This is a genomic window from Streptosporangium album (genome assembly GCF_014203795.1).
GTDB lineage: Bacteria > Actinomycetota > Actinomycetes > Streptosporangiales > Streptosporangiaceae > Streptosporangium > Streptosporangium album.
On sequence record NZ_JACHJU010000003.1, the window covers coordinates 781742 to 800928 of the forward strand.

A 19187-nucleotide genomic window follows, 5' to 3' on the forward strand; every position below is an offset into this window, starting at 1 on the left:
CACCCTGGTCCCGAAGCCGTGACCGGATCACCTGTATAGGGTCTGTCCCATGAGGGAAGAGCCAGTGATGATCTTCGACGGCGACTGCGGGTTCTGCACGACGAGCGTCCGGTTCGCCGAGCGCGTGTTCGGCGTACGGGCCCGTGTCACCCCCTGGCAGTTCGCCGACCTGACGGCGCTGGGCACCACGCGGGAGCGGGCCGAGCGTGAGGTCCTGTGGGTCGAGCGGGGCCGGGTGTACGGCGGGGCGCAGGCGGTCGCCAGGCTGCTGATCGCCGCCGGTCCGCCGTGGATCCTGGCGGGGCTCGTGCTGCGGATCCCGCCGTTCCGGTGGGTGGCCCGGGGCGCCTACCGGCTCGTCGCGAAGAACCGGCACCGCCTGCCCGGCGGCACCCCCGCCTGCTCCCTCCCGGCGGCCCCGCGATGACCGTCCTGCTCACCGGCTTCGAGCCGTTCGACGGCGCCGAGGTCAACCCGTCGTGGGAGGCGGTCAGGCTGGTGCCCGGGGTGCGGGCCGTACAGCTGCCGTGTGTGTTCGGCCGGGCGCTTGAGCACCTGCGCGCGGCGGTGCTGGAGCACGACCCCGCGGTGGTCGTCTGCGTCGGGCAGGCCGGCGGGCGGCCCGACGTCACGGTCGAGCGGGTGGCCGTCAACCTCGACGACGCCCGCATCCCGGACAACGCCGGACGGCAGCCGATCGACGAGCCGGTGGTGCCCGGTGGCCCGGCCGCCTACTTCGCGACGCTGCCGGTGAAGGCCTGCGTGGCGGCGGCCCGGGCGGCCGGGGTCCCGGCGAGCGTGTCGCAGAGCGCCGGGACGTTCGTCTGCAACCACCTCTTCTACGGCCTCATGCACCTGATCGCCACCGAGCGGCCCGGCGTCCGGGGCGGCTTCGTGCACGTGCCGTTCGCCCCGGAGCAGGTCCTCGGCCAGGCCCGGCCGTCCATGCCGGTGGCGACGGTCGCCGGGGCGCTGGCGGCGATCGCGGCCGCGGCCGTCTCCGTGGACGGCGACCTGCGCCTGGTCGGCGGCTCCCTGCACTGACGGCGGCCCCTCAGAGGGGCACGCCGTACACCACCCGGCGGCCCGCGAACTCGGTCACGCTCCACAGCGTCTTCTTGTCACGGACGCAGGTGAGATCCTCGGGGCCCACCGGGTAGGGACGCTCGACGACCTTGTCGCCCACCACGATGAGAGTGCCGTTCCTGGTCGCGCCGGCCGCCTGGCTGAGGTACCAGGTGCCGTCGTGGGAGAGCGCGCCCTGGATCTTGGCCTCGGGCAGGCGGTAGGCGTCCGAGGCGGAGGCGACGCCGGCGTCGGCGCGCAGGGAGCCGTCGGACTCCAGCGGCCAGCGGGCCACCCGGCCGTATGTGCCGGGAGTGTCCACGTACTCACCGGAGATCAGGGTGTCGACCGGGGTCGTGCGGTCGATCGCGGCGAAGGAGAACCGGGCGCCGCCGGCCGAGGTCCAGGCACCGGTCTGCGGCATCACGTAGCGGTAGCCGAAGGCGTTGTACACCCCGCCCTTCCTGCCGATCGTGGTCTTTCCGTCCCCGTCGACCTCGAAGATCTGCCGGGTGTCGAAGACCCGCATGCCGTGGGCGGTGTCGGCGACGTAGAGCAGGTCGCCGTACCAGGCGATGCCGCCGGCGTGGATGTCGATCGGGGCGATGTCGCCGTCCGGGCGGGCCCGCACGAGCAGGACGTGCCGGTAGCGGAGCGTCGCCGTGTTGAGGAAGGACAGCCGCACGCCCCGCTCGGCACCCGTCTCGGGCTTGTAGTACCAGCTCACCACGTAGGTGCCCCCATCGGTCCCCGCGTCCGAGGCACAGGTCAGGCCCTGGGGATACCAGTCGCGGACGGCGTTGTCGTCGGCGTCGAAGCAGTACCAGTCCACCGGCCGGGGCTTCATCGTCTGAAAGGCCCCGGCGCCGGTCGCGCCCTTCCTGACCAGGACGCGGTTCGCCTTGGCCAGCACGGTGTCGAGGGTCGCGCGCTTGAGCTGCTCGCTCAGGGCCTGGACCCCGGCTGCGAGGTCACCGTCGTCCCGTCTCAGCTGGAACGGTTCCACCGCCACGGCCGTCATCCCACTCATGGGTCTCCTCTTCCGGTCCCGCCCGGATGGACGGATCACGATGTGGAGTTCATGAGTATGCCTGGACTCAAATACCTTTTGTGATCATATGGGCCAGGTGTGTACGGGGTCGCCGGTGAGCGCCAGCTCCCGGTAGCGGGTCACCATGCGAGACCGGCCCGCCGGATCCTCGCCGAGACGCTTCAGGGCCTCCCGCTGCCAGATCGCACCGGTACGGCGGAGCATGACCCTGTTCCGGATGATGCCCAGCGTCCGGTCGGCCTCGTCCGGGTCCACCCCCACCCGGATGAGCCCGGCCCTGGTGACCGGCAACAGGTTCAGGGCGAGCCGCGCGGCGGGGATCTCCTCCCCGTCCAGGCCGGGCCAGGTCAAGGACGCGTCCAGGCCGTGGATCGCGGCCCGGTAGAAGTTGCGGTAGGCCGCGGCGAAGGGGAACTCCTCGACCGGTTCGACCGCCATGGCGGCGGTGAGGCCGAGCAGGAACGCGGCGTTGGCCGCCATGTCGGCGGGGGTCGGCCCGGCCGGTAGGGCGCGCATCTCCACCCGCAGGTGGCCGCCGTCCACGGGGTCGTAGATCGGACGGTTCCACTGCCAGATCGTGCCCTGGTGCAGCCGGAGCTCGGCCAGCTTCGGTGCCTCTCCGTCAGCCAGGGTGACCGCCTCGGTGATCATCGGCATGATCGGCTCGTAGTCGCGGACGCACGTCTCGAACATCTCCTCGACGCTGCTCACCCACCCGGAGCCGAAGGCGACCCGCCGGTCCCTGCGGTCGAGCCGCTCCACGTCCCGGTCGTCGGCCGTCTCCTCGAACAGCGCGATCCTGGTCTCCTCCCACAACCGCCTGCCGAGGAAGCCCGGCGAGTTGCCGCTGACCGCGAGGACAGGGCCGATGGCCAGCTGGGCGGCGTTGTAGACGCGGGCGAAGTCGGCGGGGGCCGTACGGAGGTGCACCTGCCATGAGGTGTTGGCGCTCTCCAGGATCACCCCCTCGACCTCCAGCTCCAGCTCCTCGACCCCCTCGATGCGGATCCGGAACGGCTCGGTGCGCAGCCGCCGCAGCCCCCGGCTCATCGCCCGGTAGCGGCTCTCGTCGCTGAGCGCCTCGTGGGTGAAGTCGAGCTCGCTCAGCGAGGGGAGGATCCCGATCGCCAGAGCCTGTCCGCCCTGCGTCGCCGCCGCCGTGTCCACCAGAGCCATCGTCTCCCGCAGCTCCCGCTCCAGGGCGCTGAAGGGCCGCCCGGCGATGGGCAGCGGGGTCAGGTTGACCTCCAGGTTGAACCGGCCGAGCTCCGGCACGAGCCGGTTGTCGGCGGCGGCGGCGCGTACCTCGTGGTTGCGCGGGAGCGGCCGGCCGTCGGGTGCGATGAGGAACAGCTCCAGCTCGGCTCCGACGGTCGCGGGCCCGGTACCGAAACCCGGCCTGGCGAGCAGCCCGCGGAGCACGGCGAGCTGCTCCGCGAGCCGCTCCCCGAAGCGGGCGAACTCCGCTTCGGAGAATCGGTCCTTGTTGAGTTGCTGACCCATCTCACCATCCGATCAGTCGGTCTCTGTGCCCCTCCTTCTGTCCCAGGCTGGGGGTTCTAATCGGCCCTCGCGGTAAGTGACGGCTCGGACGGCCTATCCGGCGTCGGGACGCGGCGCTCACCAGCTCACCGTACCCTCGTCGCAGAGGTAGGCGCCGGGCGGGCCCTCCTCGTCCAGCCCGCGATGCTGGAGACGGTCAGCGGTGGCCTCCTCCGCCCGGACCTGCTGGTCACCCGGATCATCGGCCTCGACGAGGCGGGTCCCGCGCTCGCCGCGATCGGCTCCGTCCCCGGCGTCACGATGATCCTGCCCGCGACGTGAGGACGCGTTCCGCCCGGCGGGCGTCGCGCCGGAAACCCGTCGACGCCACGCCGGACAAACTACTTCTAGCTCCCATAAAAGATGACGAATACGGTGATAACGTCCCTGGGCATGCGTCCAGAAGATCTCACCTCGCTGCGTGTCCCCGGTAGCGTCACCCTCCACGGGGACCTCATCCTCGTCGACGTGGCCCGCCCCGATCTGGAGGCCGACACCTATCTCGGGGGCCTGTGGCGGCTCCCCCAGGACGGCCCGCCCGCCCCGTTCACCTTCGGCGACCGCGACAGCGCGCCCCGCATCTCCCCCGACGGGGCCTGGGTTGCCTTCCTGCGCGCGAAGACCGGCGGCAGGCCGCAACTCCACGTGATGCCCACCGGCGGCGGCGAGGCACGCCCGCTCACCGATCTGCCGCTCGGCGCGGGCGAACCGGTCTGGGCCCCCGACTCCCGCCGGATCGCGTTCGTCGCCCGCGTCCCCGAGGACGGCCGCTACGGCACCGAGGAGGACGTGAGCGCCGCGGCCGAGGCGCCGCGCCGGATCACCGGGTTCCGCTACCGCACCGACAACGTCGGCTTCACCCTGGACCGGCGACCCGCCCTGTTCGCGGTCAACGCGCTGGCGGACATCCCCCAGCCGGTACGGCTCACCGACGGGCCCTACGACGTCGCCTCTCCCTGCTGGACGCCCGACGGCGAGCATGTGCTGGTCTCGGCCAGCCGCGACCTGGACGGCGAGTGCCGGCACACCGACCTGTACGCGGTGCCGGCCGCCGGCGGCGCGCCGGTCCTCGTGGTGCGCAGCGCCGGATCGGCCGACCATCCCGTCGCGCTCCCCGACGGAGACGTGCTCTACCTCGGCACGGTCTTCTCCGGTGTCCACTCGGTGGCCCGCAACACCGGACTCCACCGCGCCCCCCTGCACATCGGCGGCGAGCCGGAGAGCGGGACCCGCCTGACGGAGGAGGAGTCGGTGGACATCGAGCCGATACTCCCCGTCGCGGTCGACGACGGCGTCCTGGTCGCGGTGCGGGTGCGTGGCGCGGTCGAGCTGCGGCTGGTCCCCCCCGGCACCGAGGAGCAGCCCCTGGAGAAGCTCCCCCTCGTGCTGGGCGAGCGGGCGAGCGTCATGGCGTTCGCCGCCCACGGCGGGCGGGTCGTCGCGGTGGCGTCCACACCGGAGAGCCCCGGCGAGGTGGTCACCCCGGACGGGACGCTCACCGACTTCTCCGGGCCGCCGGCCGGGGTCCGCCCGCTCCAGGAGATCACCGCCGTCTCCGCCGACGGCTACCCCGTCCACGGCTGGCTGGCCCTGCCCGAGGGCGAGGGCCCGCACCCGGTCCTGCTGAACGTGCACGGCGGCCCGTTCACCCAGCACGGGTGGGGCTTCCTGGACGAGACCCAGGTCTACGCCGCCGCCGGATACGCGGTGGTCCTGCCCAACCCGCGCGGTTCGGCCGGGTACGGCCAGGCGCACGGCCAGGCCGTGGTCGGCGCGCTCGGCACCGTGGACGTCGACGACGTGCTCGCCCTGCTGGACGCGGCGCTGGCCCGCCCCGAGTGCGACGACGAGCGGGTCGGCGTGATGGGCGGCTCCTACGGCGGGTTCATGACGAGCTGGCTGGCCGCCCACCACGGGGAGCGCTTCAAGGCGGCCTGGAGCGAGCGAGCGGTCAACGCCTGGGATTCCTTCACCGGCTCCTCCGACATCGGCTGGTTCTTCACCGAGGCCTACTGCGGCCCCGACATCGAGACCCAGCGCGCGATGAGCCCGCTGCAGCACGCCGACCGGATCAGCCTGCCGTTCGCCGTGGTCCACTCCGAGGAGGACTGGCGCTGCCCGGTCGAGCAGGCCCAGCGCATGTTCGTCGCGCTGCGCCGCAACGGCGTCCCGGCCGAGTTCCTGCTGTTCCCGGGCGAGGGCCACGAGCTCAGCCGGGGCGGGCGCCCCAGGCACCGCCTGCAGCGTTTCGAGGCCGTCCTCGAATGGTGGTCACGCCACCTGTCCTGACCCTGCCGGCCGGGCCCCGCCGAACGCCTGCCGGTCCTCCGGCGGGGCCTGGTCAGGCCAGGCAGGTCAACAGCCTGCCTCCGTTGTAGTCGATCATCTCCAGCACCGCGGCGGCCACGTCGATCGGCTCCCCCGGAGGCAGGCCGTCCAGCTCGGCGTAGGCCCGGTGCAGGTTGCCGACGATGCGCTCGGGGTCGAGCAGCCCGCCGTACTCGCCGAGGCCGGCCTCGCGCGCCGCCTCCAGCGGCGACAGGCCGGCCGCCCTGCCGAGCTCGGCGGTGGCCATCACGAACCGCAGGTATCCCTGCACCCGGTCGATGACCTCCGGTCCGCACACGCCGCCGTGACCGGGCACGACCGTCTCGGCGCCCAGCTCCCTGAGCCTGTCCAGGGCGGTGATCGAACCCTGGACCGAACCCATCATCACGAACGGCGTGCCGCCGTTGAACACCAGGTCCCCGGCGAACAGCAGCGACCGCTCGGGGATCCACACGATCGAGTCGTTGGTCGTGTGCGCCGGGATGCCGAGGTGGCGGACCTCGCAGCGCAGTTCGTCGGAGTGGACGGTCACCCCGTCGGTGTAGGTGAGGAACGGCGGGCAGGGCACCAGGTTTCCCCAGTCCACCTCGGTCCAGGCCATCGTGCGGTACTCCGGGATCCCTTCGGCGAGGATCGCCTCCCGCGTCTTCTCGTGCCCGACGATCGTCGCCTCGGGGAAGGCGGAGTTGCCGAAGGTGTGGTCGCCGTGGTGGTGGGTGTTGATCAGCGTCGTCACCGGCCGGTCGGTGACCGATCTGATCGCCTCACGGTAGGCGAGGGTGCGCCGCTCGGTGGAGCAGGCGTCCACACTGATCACTCCGCGCCGCCCCACCAGGAAGCCGGTGTTGTTGATCCACCAGCTCCCGTCGGGCTGGATGTAGGCGTAGACGCCGTCGGAGACCTCCTCGACGCGGGCGGGGGGCAGGGGATGATCGTGGCGCGATGAGCTCATGGTCGAAATTATCGGCTCCGGGGGTCCGGGTCACCAGGATCACAAGTTCGTCGGCCTCAGAGGGCCTGGCCGCCGAACGTGATCCGCTCGGCGGAGGTCACCCGCGACACCGTGTGCACTCCTGCCGGTCCCTCCGGGGTCAACCCCGCAGCAGGCGCACCTGGACCGGACGGCCGTCCACGGTCTCGAACTCCACCACGGTCGCCTCGCCCCGCACCCGCGCCTTGCACGGCTGGTCGCCGTCGGCGCGCCAGCGTCCATGGAGGGTCACCCGCATCAGGTGGGGGTGACTCGGGCTGGTCAGCCACGGCCGCGACCAGGGGCTGTAGTGGCCGACATAGCGGCCGCGCTCGTACTGGTCGTGGTCGATGCCGCTGTACAGCCGCAGATCGGGGTCGCACACCGCCAGCACCAGGCCGTCGTCCCCGTCGCCCCGCAGGAGCACCATGGACGGCGTGTCCACCTCGCGTACCGGCCCCTCGGCCAGCTTCAGCGGTTTGAAGACCGCGTAACCGGTGATTCCGGTCGCCCGGTCGCTCACCACGTGCGCGGAGGTGTCGGCGCGCAGCACGGTGTAGGGCGCGCTCGCCGGGTCGGCCATCGCGGCGGCGAACGCGGCCATCCGCTCGGGGGTGGTGCCGACCACCATGGCGTACTGGTAGCTCCCGTCTCGCGGAGAGGCGCCGTGCCTGATCCAGGCGGTCGCGAAGTCGCCACTGGTCGGGGCTTCGGTCGCGTTGTCGCGCGAGGCCTGGGTGGAACGGGTCAGGCCGGCCCGCTGCCCGGCCGCCAGGTGGTAACCGATGCCCTTGTCGTCCAGCAGCCAGCGCGGCGCGAGGTCCGGCGCGTCGTGCGGGAAGGCCGTGACCGGCTCGGTCCCGTCGACGTAGGTGGGGGCCGACCGGCTGGACAGGCGGGTCTGGAAGAGCGTGGTCTCGGTCTGGTGCGGGGAGTCGTTCTCGATGCCGGTGCCGACGGCCACGATCCGGTCGTCGAACAGGAAGACCGACTTCAGTGCGCGGTGCGACCCCTCGTACTTGGGGTGCTCGCGCAGCTCCATCGCGAACATGCCGTTGCGGCCGTCGATGGTGTGCGCTCCACCGAACCGCGAGTCGGTGAGCAACATCTCCTCGATGGCCCCGGTCAGGTCGCCTCGCAGCTCGTCCAGTGGCCGGTGCACGGTGGTCGTGCCGGGCCTGCGGTTCCAGTCCCAGCCCGCCTGGGCGTAGCCGCTGTCGGCGTTGCCGATCGGGTTTCCCCGGTGCAGCACCTGGATCTGGCCGTAGGTGTTGTACCGGCCGTACCAGTTGGCGCCCTCGTAGATCTCGGTGCTCCACAGGTAGCGGTTGTGCCCGCGCACCGTGACCTGCCAGTCCTGTCGCCGGTGCACGGCCAGGGCGGCGTAGTTGATCGTCCAGTTGCCGGTGGGGGCGGGTTCGGCGGTGATGCCGCGCGCCGTCAGGCGTGCGGCGACCTGCTTCTGCTGGGCGGTGGGTGCGGCGGGAAGCAGCCGCAGGAAGGCCGCGGCGATCTCGGGGTCCACGTCGCCGGAGCCGCCGGGGGTGCCGGAGATCGCCAGCCACTGGTACGGCACCGGCGACAGGGCGGTCAGCCCGCTGGGATTGCGACCGCTGATCGAGATGGGCCAGTGGTTCTTGTTGGCGTAGACCCGCATGGTGAGCAGCGCCCGCTTGAGCCAGGTGTGCGCCTGGGGGTCGAGGCGGAAGACCCCGCCGCTGAGCACGTAGACCAGGGGGGCCAGCCCGGTGAAGCCGTCGCGGACGTAGTCGGGGAAGAACCCGACGTGGTGGAAGACGGACCCGTCGGCCTTGAGGCCGTCCTGGATGCCGTCGGTGGGCAGCATCGCCCAGTTCAGCCAGTCGAGCAGCGCGCGCAGGTACGCGATCTGCTCGGCTTCGGTGTCGCGCAGGAGCGCGACCGCGAGCATCCCCCGGAGGGTGGTGTTGAAGATGTCCATGACGCTGCAGTGCGCCTGGTGGTGCCCGCGGTCCCGGAAGATCCGGCCGAACCCGGTCAGCCAGCCCAGGTCGGCGCGGACCTGCTCGAACAGTCCGGCCTCGCGCAGCACGTCCTTCATGAGGTAGATGGAGTCGTAGTAGCCACGCACGTTGTAGCCCAGGTGGTGGATGGTGCCCTGGCAACTTCCCCAGGTCCAGCCCTGGTCGCGCAGATGGGCGACCATCCGGATGTAGAGGGCGGCGAGCGCGGGCCGGTGCGCCGCGCCGGCCGAGTCGTGGGCCAGCGCCAGGGCCCTCATCAGGTCGGTGGAGGCGCTCAGCGTGACCGCGTTGACGAACGTCTTGAGCTCGGCGGCGATCTCCGGGGGGTAGATCTGCGACTGGTAGGAGAAGACCGGGCGGCCCAGCCCGGTGGACGACGCCTCGGGGACGCCGAGCGCGGCGACCTGGGCGGTGAGCGCGGCCACCGAGGCGTCGTCCACCTTCACCGGTGAGGCGAGATATTCGTCCCGGTAGCGGGTGGCCAGTGCGCGCAGCGAGGCGGTCTCCTCCGCCGACGGCGCGCCCGTGTCGAACCGGGCCTTGGCCAGCAGGCGGTCGAAGAGGTAGAGCGCCTGCCACTGCTGGGCGTCGTAGTCGTCGCCCTCCTTGGCGATGTCCGGCACCTGGGCGTCGCGGCAGGGGGCGTCCGGCCGCAGCGGCGCGTTGAGCATGAGCTGGTCGATGTGGAGCGTCCCGGTGCGGCGGGGCGCGATGATCCGGAGGGTGTCCATGCCGGGATGCGGCCGGCCGTGCATGTCGTAGTCGTAGCGGACCCAGGCCGTCCGCCAGCCGGTGAAACCGAGCCGGAACTCGAACCACGCGTCGGTCCGATCCCCCCTGCCGAACTCGAAGCGGACCACGTCGTCCACCGGGACCTCGTTGAAGATCCAGACCGAGAAGGTGTCCACGGTCCCCTGCCAGGCCTGGTCGTCCAGCGGCCGGTAGGGGTCGGGGGAGAAGCCGAGGGGCGCCCTGACCGTGATCGTGGAGCGGCTGCCGTGTTCCCAGCGGAGTGAGTGGCTTCCGCAGATCGCCGCCCGGTCGGTGATGCTCAGCGCCGAGTCTCGTCCGGCGGTGATCTGCGGCGGGACGGCGGTCTCCAGCAGGAAGACCGGCGGGGTCATGGCCAGGGCCCGCTGCTCCAGGTCCTCGGCGGCGGCGCTCTGGGCCGCCGCGTCCCCGGCCGTCGCGGCGGACGCCGTACCGGGGCGCGGGAGCACGGCGCCGGCCATGCCCGCCGCGCCGGCCTTGAGCGCGGTCCTACGAGTGATCTCCACCACGGTGCCTCCTCCGGTCGGGCTAGCCGTATCCAACGGGAGCGGAAAGATATGAATAAAGAAGTAATCCGGAATTTTTCATGGCCCGTTCATCCGTGTAGGCAAGGGAAAACCGCCGTTCGGCAGGATTCATCCCTAATTCATGGTGTTGACTTGGGGTTGACTTCGGGCTCAGGATTCCGGCATCCGCCCCCTCCCCCAGGAGCGTTCGATGTACGGATCCCTCCCCCGCCGCCAGGTGTTCAGGATCGTGGCCGCCGCGGCCGTGGCGACCACGGTCAGTCTCGGTACCGTCGCCTGCGGCGGCTCGGCCGGCCAGGCCTCCGATGAGCTCGTCTACTGGTCGATGTGGAAGGCGGGCGAGCCCCAGGCCAAGGTGCTGGAGTCCGCCATCGCCTCCTTCACCAAGGAGACCGGCGTCAAGGTCAAGGTCGAGTGGAAGGGACGCGACGTCTCCAAGCAGCTCGCGCCCACACTCAACACCAGGAACGTCCCCGCCGACCTGATGGACTCCGCCGACCGGTTCGTGAAGTCGACGTTCGTCGCCACCGGGCAGGGCCTGGACCTCTCCCCCGTCTACGACATGGAGATCCCGGGCGAGGCCGGCAAGAAGGTCGGCGACGTGATCGACCCCAAGTACCGCGATTACGCGACCGCGGACGGCAAGCCCTGGCTGGTGCCCTACGAGGTGCTGGCCGAGCAGATCTGGTACAACGGCGACGAGCTCAAGGACGTGGCCTCCGCACCCCCGAAGACCTGGGACGACTTCGTCACCCTTCTGGGCGAGCGGAAGAGCGCGCGGAACGACGGGCCACTGGCGCTGGACGCCGACATCGCCGACTATTCGGCCTTCTGGACCTACCACGCGGTCCTGCGCGACCTCGGCCCCGGCGCGTTCGGCGCCGCCGCGGTGGACAAGACCGGCGCCAAGTTCGACGACCCGGCGTTCCTGGCCGCCATCCAGAAGATCGAGAAGCTCGTCAAGGACGGCTACTTCGCCAAGGGCTACGACGGCAGCAAGTATCCGGCCATCCAGCAGAAATGGGCCGGCGGCGGGGCCGACTTCCTGCTGCTGGGCACCTTCGCGCCCAGCGAGACGAAGCCCTCGGCCAAGGAGGGCTTCGCATACCGCTCCTTCCCCTTCCCCGAGGGCGCCAAGGGCGAGCAGACCCAGGAGATCTCACTGATCGGTTTCGCGATCCCCGCCCAGGCGGGAAACGCCGAGGCGGCGAAGAAGTTCGTCGCGTACTTCATGAACAAGGAGCGGCTGTCGAAGATCGCCTCCGAGGCCGGCAACATCACACCGCGCCCGGACATCGAGGTGCCCGCCGAACTGGCCGACGTGAAGAAGACGCTGGACACCGCGGAGACCCATCCGGCGCTCGACGGCGTGAAGATGGACAACGCCGACTGGTACACCAAGGTCTTCCAGCCGGTGAACACCGAGCTGATCACCGGTAAGGCCTCCGCGGCCGACTTCGTGGCCAAGCTCAAGAGCACCTCGGTCGACTTCTGGAAGCTCAACGACTGATGACCGTGACCGCCGTCCGCGAGACGGAGCCCGCCCTGGGACGGGCGCCCGCGCCCGCGGCGCAGGGCAGCCCGCTCACCCGGGGGAGGCGGCGGCTGTTCTGGCCGTTCGTCGCCCCCGCGCTCGTCCTCTACACCGTCTTCTACATCCTGCCGACCCTCGCCACCGCCTGGATCAGCCTCAACAAGTGGGCGGGCGCCGGGCCGATGGAGTTCGCCGGGCTCGACAACTACCGGCGGCTGCTGCTCGACCCGATCTTCCACGACTCCTTCGCCAACACGCTGACGATCCTCTTCGTCGTCGGCGGCGCGACCTTCGCCCTCAGCTTCCTGCTGACGATGATCCTGCGTGACATGGCCGGGCGTAAGGCGGTCCGGTCGATCATCTTCTTCCCCAACATCGTCTCCGGCATAGTGCTGTCGATCCTGTGGGGATTCCTCTTCCAGGCCGACGGTGTCGTCAACCAGGCACTGCGGGCCTTCGGTGTGGACGACCCGCCGAACTGGCTGGGCGCCGACAACCTCTTCTCCATCATCATGATCGGTCTGGTCTGGGTGCAGACCGGGTTCTACACCACGATCCTGATGGCCGCCGTGGACCGCATCCCCAAAGACCTCTACGAGGTGTGCGACCTGGAGGGCGCCAACGCCTGGCAGCGGTTCCGGCACGTGACGCTCCCGCTGGTGTGGGACGTCGTCGGGGTCTGCGCGGTGCTCTGGAGCATCAGCGCGATCAAGATCTTCGAGTTCATCTACGCGTTCGCGGGCGCGGCCGGCCAGCTTCCGCCCACCAAGGTGTGGAACACCGCCCTGTACGCCTATGCCGAGGCCTTCGCCGGAGGCGTGCCCAAGTACGGCTCCGCCGCCGCGACCGGCATGGTCATGCTCGCCCTGGTCGGCGTGCTGGTCGTGCTGCTGCGCCGGATGTTCCGCCGCGACCCGGTCCAGTTCTGAAAGGAGCGCCATCGTGGCAACGACCCGCAGGCTCCCCGGCCCCTTCACCCGTCCGCTCCGGCTCCCCGGACCGGCCAGGCTGCTCGGCTCCCCCCTGGCGTGGCTGTTCGCCCTGTTCAGTGTGGCCGTCGCGGTGTGGATGCTGCTGACCTCGCTCAAGTCCACCCGCGCGATCTTCGCCGAGCCCTGGTCGCTGCCGGCCGACCCGCAGTGGGACAACTACGCCCGCGCCTGGACCGCCAGCGACTTCGCCGGCGCCACCCTCAACACGGTGGTCCTGGTCTTCGGCGCGGCGGCCACCACGATCGCGCTGTCGGCTCCGGCCGCCTACGCGCTGAGCCGGATCCTCACCCGTTGGAACAGCGGTCTCACCGCGTTCTTCGCGCTCGGCCTCGGCATCCCCTCACAGGTCATCGTCCTGCCGCTGTACGTGATGATGAACGCGCTCTACCTCGTCGACAGTCTGACCGGCATGTGGATCCTCTACGTCGCGACCTCGGTGCCGTTCACGGTCTTCTTCCTGACCGGCTTCTTCGGCTCGCTGCCCAGGGAACTGGAGGAGGCCGCGGCGCTCGACGGGGCCTCCCCCAACCGCACGTTCTGGCAGATCATGCTGCCGCTCGCGCGCAGCGGCATCATCACCGTGATGATCCTCAACGTCATCCAGCACTGGGGCGAGACGTTGTTCGGCCTGATCTTCCTGCAGAGCGAGGAGAACGCCACGCTCTCCCTCGCCCTGCTGGGCTTCCTGCAGCGGATGCAGTTCAACGGCGCCGACTGGGGCGGCCTGTTCGCCGGGGTCTGCATGGTCGTGCTGCCGGTCCTCGCCTGTTATATCTGGCTCGGCCGGCGGATCATCGAAGGCATGACCCTCGGTTCGGTGAAATGAGGACCCACCCCATGTCGGAGACGCGAGAGCTGAAGTTCCGCAGGCTCGCCACCGAACTCCGCGCAGAGATCCGCTCGGGCCTCTGGGCGGCCGGCGCCAAGCTGCCCACCGAGCAGGAGATCTCCCGCACCCACGGGGTCAGTCTCACCACGGTCCGCCGCGCGGTGGACGAACTCGTCGAGGAGGGGCTCGTGGTCCGGCGGCAGGGGGCGGGCACCTTCATGGTCCAGCAGGCCCCGGCCGTCCGGGGCGAGGCCGCGCTCGTCGGCGTGGTCGTGCCGGACACCACGCTGTACTACCCGAAGGTCCTGGAAGGCATCGAGGAGGCGCTGACCGCCGCCGGAGCGCGGCTGATGCTGGCCTGCTCCCGCTACCGGCCGGCCGAGGAGGAGGCCGCGCTGCGGCGGATGCTCGACTCCGGCGTGGACGGCCTGCTCGTCGTCCCCACGCTCATCGGCCGCGCGGACCCCGCGGCCGTCATCGACCGCCTGACCGGCCTGCCGGTGCCCGCCGTACTGATCGAACGAGGCCTGGACTCCGGTGACGACCCCAGCGAGCACGTCCGCACCGACCACGTGGCCGGAGGCTACGCGGCCGTGCTCCACCTCGCCGCGCTCGGCCACACCCGGCTGGCCCTGCTCACCCGCTCGGGCAACCCCACCAGCGCGCCGGTCGGCCGGGGCTTCGAGAAGGCGGTGGCGGACCTGGGCCTGTGGACCGCCGAACCGTTCTCCACCCCGCAGAGTGAGTGGAGCGCCGATGTCGCCGACGGACAGGTACGCCGCGTGACGTCCGAGGGCGCCACGGCCGTGGTCTGCTTCGGAGACCGTGAGGCCATCATGGTGGTATCCGCCGCCCGGCGGGTCGGCCTGGCCGTGCCTGAGGACCTGGCGATCGTCGCCTACGACGACGAGATCGCCGAACTGGCGGAGGTGCCGCTCACCGCGGTCTCCCCGCCCAAACGACATCTCGGCCGCCACGCGGCCGAGCTCCTGCTCCGCCGCCTGCGCGAGCCGGACCTGCCCAGACACCAGGTACGGCTGCGCCCCGGCATCGTCGTGCGCCAATCGTGTGGCGCCTCGTTGAGAGAGATCACAAGTGACTGAAATCCGTCTGGGTCTGATCGGCGCGGGCGCCGTCGGCGTCCTGCACGCCGACGCGTCGCTCCGGGTGCCCGGCCTCCGGGTGGGCGCCGTCTGCGACGTGAACCTGGAGACCGCGCGCCGGGTCGCCGCGCCCCACGGCGTCCCGGTACACGTCGACCACCGTGACCTGATCGCCTCGGGTGAGGTGGACGCCGTGGTGGTCAACACCCCGCACGCGCTGCACACCGCGATCGTGCGCGACGCGGCGGCGGCCGGACTGCACGTCCTGGTCGAGAAACCCATGGCCACCTCGCTCGCCGACTGTGACCTGATGATCGACGCCTGTGCGGCCGCCGGGGTACGGCTGGCCGTCGGGCACATCCAGCGCTTCCTGCCCGACAAGGTCGCGGCGATGACCGCGCTGGCGGCCGGGGAGATCGGCGAGCCGCTGATGATGTCCGACCGGCGCGGCTCCGACTACCGGCCCGGCTCACGTCCCGGCTGGTTCCTCGACCCGGAGATCTCCGGCGGAGGGGTGTTCATCAACATCGGCGCGCACAGCGTGGACCGGCTGGTGTGGCTGTCCGGCCGCCGGGTCGAGCAGGTGGAGGCCTCGCTGGCCAGCTCCCTGGACGGCTCGCCGGTCGAGACCGACGTGCTGGCCAGGCTGGTCCTGTCCGGTGGCCTGATCGCGCAGGTCACGGTGACCAGCACCGGCCCGCCGGCCCCGCACGACGAGGTCGTCGTCATCGGCGAGACCGGCACGCTGTCGATCTCCTCCCAGACCGGTACGGCGCTGCACCGGGACGGCGTGACCACCTGGCTGCACCGGCCGGACGACGACGACGTCCCCGCGGCCTTCGCCGCCCAGCTCGCCGACTTCGCCGACGCCGTACGGACCGGCCGGGAGCCCGCGGTGACCGGCGCGCACGGGCGGTACGTGCTGGAGGTCGTGCTGGCGGCCTACGCCTCGGCGGCGAGTGGGGCCTCGGTGGGGGCGGGGCGCGTCATTGGCCAGCCATGATCCCGACCGGCCCAACGTCCTGCTCATCCTGAGCGACGACCAGGGCCCGTGGGCCATGGGCTGCGCGGGCAACGACGACATCCACACCCCCGCGCTCGACGCCCTGGCGGCTTCGGGCGTGCGGCTGTCGCGGTTCTTCTGCGCCTCCCCGGTGTGCTCCCCGGCCCGCGCGTCGCTGTTCACCGGAGAGATCCCGTCCCAGCACGGCGTGCACGACTGGATCAGCCAGGGGCACGTGGGCGACGGCGGGGTGGACTTCCTGGCCGGGTGCAGGCTCTTCACCGACGACCTGCACGACGCGGGGTACCGGCTCGGCCTGGTGGGCAAGTGGCACCTGGGCGCCAACGACCGGCCCCGGCCGGGGTTCGTGCGCTGGCTGGCGCACGAGAGCGGCGGCGGGCCGTACCTGGACGCGGTCCTCTACGACGAGGGCGAGCGGGTCGAGGCTCCCGGATATCTCACCGACGTGCTGACCGGCGAGGCGTGCGCGTTCCTGTCGGGCGAGGCGGAGCACGAGGAGCCGTTCTACCTGTCACTGCACTACACCGCGCCGCACACGCCGTGGAAGGGACAGCACCCACAGGCGTTCGAGGCGCTCTACGACGGCTGCGCGTTCGACTCCTGCCCGCAGGGGCCGCCGCACCCCTGGCAGCCGGTGGGCCCGGACGGGGCCCCGATCGGCGGCGAGCCCGACGTGCGCGCCGCGCTGACCGGCTATTTCGCGGCGGTGTCGGCGATGGACGCCGGGATCGGCCGGGTGCTGTCCCGGCTGGCGGAGCTGGGGCTCACGGAGTCGACGCTGGTGGTCTTCACCAGTGACAACGGCTTCAACTGCGGCCATCACGGGATCTGGGGCAAGGGCAACGGCACCTTCCCGCAGAACGTCTACGACAGCTCGGTCATGGTCCCGGCGATCGTGAGCCAGCCGGGACGCGTCCCCGGGGGCCGGGTGTGCGAGGCGCTGCTGTCGGCCTACGACCTGCGGCCCACACTGCTGGAACATCTCGGGCTTCCCGCCGTCGACGGATCCCGGCCCGGACGGTCGTTCGCCGACATCCTCGACGGCTCGCCGGGCGAGAACCGGTCGCGGGTGGTGGTGTTCGACGAGTACGGGCCGGTGCGGATGATCCGGACCGAAGAGTGGAAATACGTGCACCGGCATCCGTACGGCCCGCACGAGCTCTACGATCTGGTGGCCGATCCGGGCGAGAACCGGAACCTCGCCGCCGCCCCTGAGGCGGAGGCCGTGCGCACCGGTCTGGCCGGAGAGCTGGATGCCTGGTTCGCCCTGTACGTCGACCCGGCGGCGGACGGCCGGGGGCTGCCCGTCAACGGCTCCGGCCAGACCGCGCCGCTACGGCCGGGCTCCGGACTCGGGGCCTTTGCGGCTGCGCCGTTCCCGACGGTCCCCCGCTACGGATGAGAAGCCGTCCTTCCAGAGAGCACATGGAGCCTGATTGAAACTGTCCTTCAGCACACTGGGCCTGCCCGGCGCGGGACTGTCCGAGGCGATCAGGATCGCGACGGCGTGCCGGTGCGACGGGCTGGAGCTGCGTCTCCACCCCGATACCGGTGTCCACGCCGGCCTGCCGGGGGCGGGCGCCCGCCGTACGGCGCCGCCGGCACCCGGGGCTTCCGGACCGGAGTGGCGGGCGGGGACGCCCGCGGCGGTGGAGCGGGCCGGCCCGCCCGCCGACCGGCCACGGGTCCGGGCGGCGCTGGCCGCCGCCGGGCTGGAGATCTCGGCCCTGGCCGGATACACCGGGATCTGCGCGCCGGGGGACGACGGGCCGGTGATCGAGGCGCTGGCGGCCGAACTGGTCCTCGCCGCCGACCTCGGAGCCACGGGGGTGCGGGTGTTCCCCAAGGGAGAGGATCCGGCGGTCGGGGCGCGGCGACTGAGGGCGATGGCGCCGGAGGCCCGGCGGCTCGGCGTGCGGGTGCTGGTGGAGACGCACGACGCGATGCCCACCGGCACGGCCGTGGCGCGGCTGCTCGACGAGACCGGTGAGCCGGAGGTCACCGGGGCGATCTGGGACCTGCTCCACCCGTGGCGGCACGGCGAGGATCCGGCGGACACGCTCGCGGCCCTCGGCGAGCACCTCGCCTACGTACAGGTCAAGGACGCCGGGCCCGACCTGACGCCGGTCCCGATGGGGCAGGGCGAGGTCCCGCTGGAGGAGGCGGGGACGCTGCTGCGTGAGCGGGGATACGACGGCTGGGTGTCGCTGGAGTGGGAGCGCACCTGGTATCCGCACGTCGCGCCCGTGGAGGAGGTGATCCCCGGGGCGCTGGCCTGGGTGCGCCGCTTCTCCTGAGCCGTGCCTACCGGCGGTGTACCCCTGGGCGCCCGCCTACCGGTGATCTCCGCCGGGATCGTCGGTCGTAGGCTGGGCCTGCGGGGCGAAAAACAGGAGGTTTCATCATGGAATACACACGTCTTGGATCAACTGGGACGAAAGTGTCGAGGATCTGCCTGGGCATGATGAGCTACGGCGATCCGGCCAGGGGCAGTGACTGGATCCTCGACGAGGCCGCCGCGGAGCCGATCGTGCGCCGGGCCGCCGACGCCGGGGTGACGTTCTTCGACACCGCCGACGTCTACTCCGCCGGCAGCAGCGAGGAGGTCACCGGCCGCCTGCTCCGTAAGATCTTCCCCGGCCGGGACGACTATGTGCTGGCCACCAAGGTCTTCTTCCCCGTGGGCAAGGGCGTCAACGACAGCGGCCTGTCGCGCAAGCACATCCACTCCGCCATCGACGGCTCGCTGCGCCGTCTGGGCACCGACTACGTCGACCTGTACCAGATCCACCGCTGGGACTCCGAGACGCCGATCGAGGAGACCATGCTGGCCCTGCACGACGTGGTCCGCGCGGGCAAGGCCCGCTACATCGGCGCCTCCACGATGAGCGCCTGGCAGTTCGCCAAGGCCCAGCACGTGGCCGAGGTCAACGGCTGGACGAAGTTCGTCACCATGCAGAACCACTACAACCTGCTCTACCGGGAGGAGGAGCGGGAGATGAACCCGCTCTGCGCCGACCAGGGCGTGGGCCTGATCCCGTGGAGCCCGCTGGCCCGGGGTCTGCTCGCCCGCGCCGGGGCCGGCGAGGCGACCACCCGCGCCGAGAGCGACCAGCACATCGGTTTCCTCTACACCGACGAGGACAACGACCGTCAGATCCTCGACCGGGTCGCCCAGGTGGCCCGGGACCGTGAGGTCCCCCCGGCCCAGGTGGCGCTGGCCTGGCTGCTCCGCCAGCCGGTCGTGTCGGCTCCGATCGTCGGCGCGACCAAGGACAGGCACGTCGAGGACGCCGTCGCCGCGGTGGACCTGGCCCTGACGGACAAGGAGCTCGCCTTCCTGGCCGAGCCGTACCGCCCGCACGCCGCCGCCCAGTGACGCCCGCGTTCACCCGTCCCCGAAGGGACCGGGATTCCCCGGGCCGGCCGGACCTCACCGGGGGACGGC

16 protein-coding genes are annotated in these 19187 nt (G+C 71.4%); 12 read left to right on the forward strand and 4 right to left on the reverse strand.

Annotation, left to right across the window (positions count from 1 at the left end; genetic code table 11):
- The first annotated feature begins 49 nt into the window (after nt 1–49).
- Both FHR32_RS33520 and pcp read left to right on the forward strand, forming a co-directional pair.
- The gene (locus FHR32_RS33520; protein WP_184758496.1) at nt 50–427 is read left to right on the forward strand and encodes a thiol-disulfide oxidoreductase DCC family protein; all 378 of its coding nucleotides are present in this window, start codon (nt 50–52) and stop codon (nt 425–427) included.
- On the forward strand, nt 424–1044 hold the full coding sequence (pcp, locus tag FHR32_RS33525) for a pyroglutamyl-peptidase I (protein ID WP_184758497.1): 621 nt from the start codon (nt 424–426) through the stop codon (nt 1042–1044). The genes FHR32_RS33520 and pcp overlap by 4 nt, the downstream gene beginning before the upstream one ends.
- A 10-nt stretch (nt 1045–1054) precedes the next feature.
- On the opposite strand, the gene FHR32_RS33530 is transcribed toward pcp, so the two are convergent.
- Both FHR32_RS33530 and FHR32_RS33535 read right to left on the reverse strand, forming a co-directional pair.
- Nucleotides 1055–2095: a hypothetical protein gene (locus FHR32_RS33530; protein WP_184758498.1), complete on the reverse strand. Its 1041-nt coding sequence runs from the start codon at nt 2093–2095 to the stop codon at nt 1055–1057.
- An 84-nt stretch (nt 2096–2179) separates the two neighbouring features.
- A complete protein-coding gene (locus tag FHR32_RS33535) occupies nt 2180–3619 on the reverse strand; it encodes a glutamate-cysteine ligase family protein (RefSeq protein WP_184758499.1) in 1440 nt (479 codons plus the stop codon).
- A 183-nt stretch (nt 3620–3802) separates the two neighbouring features.
- On the opposite strand from FHR32_RS33535, the gene FHR32_RS33540 reads away from it, so the two are divergent.
- Nucleotides 3803–3940: a hypothetical protein gene (locus FHR32_RS33540; protein ID WP_184758500.1), complete on the forward strand. Its 138-nt coding sequence runs from the start codon at nt 3803–3805 to the stop codon at nt 3938–3940.
- A gap of 111 nt (nt 3941–4051) precedes the next feature.
- The gene (locus tag FHR32_RS33545; protein WP_184758501.1) at nt 4052–5947 is read left to right on the forward strand and encodes a S9 family peptidase; all 1896 of its coding nucleotides are present in this window, start codon (nt 4052–4054) and stop codon (nt 5945–5947) included.
- Nucleotides 5948–5999: 52 nt separating this feature from the next.
- On the opposite strand, the gene FHR32_RS33550 is transcribed toward FHR32_RS33545, so the two are convergent.
- Both FHR32_RS33550 and FHR32_RS33555 read right to left on the reverse strand, forming a co-directional pair.
- On the reverse strand, nt 6000–6938 hold the full coding sequence (locus FHR32_RS33550; RefSeq protein ID WP_184758502.1) for an MBL fold metallo-hydrolase: 939 nt from the start codon (nt 6936–6938) through the stop codon (nt 6000–6002).
- Between the two features lie 139 nt (nt 6939–7077).
- Nucleotides 7078–10239 carry a chondroitinase family polysaccharide lyase gene (locus FHR32_RS33555; protein WP_184758503.1) on the reverse strand — a complete coding sequence of 1054 codons (3162 nt, stop codon included), beginning with the start codon at nt 10237–10239 and terminating at the stop codon, nt 7078–7080.
- A gap of 208 nt (nt 10240–10447) precedes the next feature.
- Here FHR32_RS33555 and FHR32_RS33560 point away from each other — a divergent pair, with 208 nt between their 5' ends.
- The 8 genes from FHR32_RS33560 to FHR32_RS33595 all read left to right on the forward strand — a co-directional run bounded on the left by FHR32_RS33560 (nt 10448) and on the right by FHR32_RS33595 (nt 19118).
- Nucleotides 10448–11767: an ABC transporter substrate-binding protein gene (locus tag FHR32_RS33560; protein ID WP_184758504.1), complete on the forward strand. Its 1320-nt coding sequence runs from the start codon at nt 10448–10450 to the stop codon at nt 11765–11767.
- Nucleotides 11767–12720 (forward strand): carbohydrate ABC transporter permease, encoded by a 954-nt coding sequence (locus tag FHR32_RS33565; RefSeq protein WP_184758505.1) that lies wholly within the window; start codon nt 11767–11769, stop codon nt 12718–12720. The genes FHR32_RS33560 and FHR32_RS33565 overlap by 1 nt, the downstream gene beginning before the upstream one ends.
- A 13-nt stretch (nt 12721–12733) precedes the next feature.
- A complete protein-coding gene (locus tag FHR32_RS33570; protein ID WP_184758506.1) occupies nt 12734–13609 on the forward strand; it encodes a carbohydrate ABC transporter permease in 876 nt (291 codons plus the stop codon).
- A gap of 11 nt (nt 13610–13620) precedes the next feature.
- Nucleotides 13621–14715 carry a GntR family transcriptional regulator gene (locus FHR32_RS33575; protein ID WP_184758507.1) on the forward strand — a complete coding sequence of 365 codons (1095 nt, stop codon included), beginning with the start codon at nt 13621–13623 and terminating at the stop codon, nt 14713–14715.
- On the forward strand, nt 14708–15718 hold the full coding sequence (locus FHR32_RS33580; RefSeq protein ID WP_184758508.1) for a Gfo/Idh/MocA family protein: 1011 nt from the start codon (nt 14708–14710) through the stop codon (nt 15716–15718). The genes FHR32_RS33575 and FHR32_RS33580 overlap by 8 nt, the downstream gene beginning before the upstream one ends.
- Nucleotides 15705–17141, forward strand: a complete 1437-nt coding sequence (locus tag FHR32_RS33585; protein WP_184758509.1) for a sulfatase family protein — start codon at nt 15705–15707, stop codon at nt 17139–17141. Before FHR32_RS33580 ends, FHR32_RS33585 begins: the two co-directional genes overlap by 14 nt.
- 34 nt (nt 17142–17175) lie before the next feature.
- Nucleotides 17176–18036 (forward strand): sugar phosphate isomerase/epimerase family protein, encoded by an 861-nt coding sequence (locus FHR32_RS33590; protein WP_184758510.1) that lies wholly within the window; start codon nt 17176–17178, stop codon nt 18034–18036.
- Nucleotides 18037–18143: 107 nt separating this feature from the next.
- Entirely contained in the window at nt 18144–19118 is a 975-nt protein-coding gene (locus tag FHR32_RS33595) for an aldo/keto reductase (RefSeq protein ID WP_184758511.1), read from the forward strand.
- Nucleotides 19119–19187: the final 69 nt, after the last annotated feature.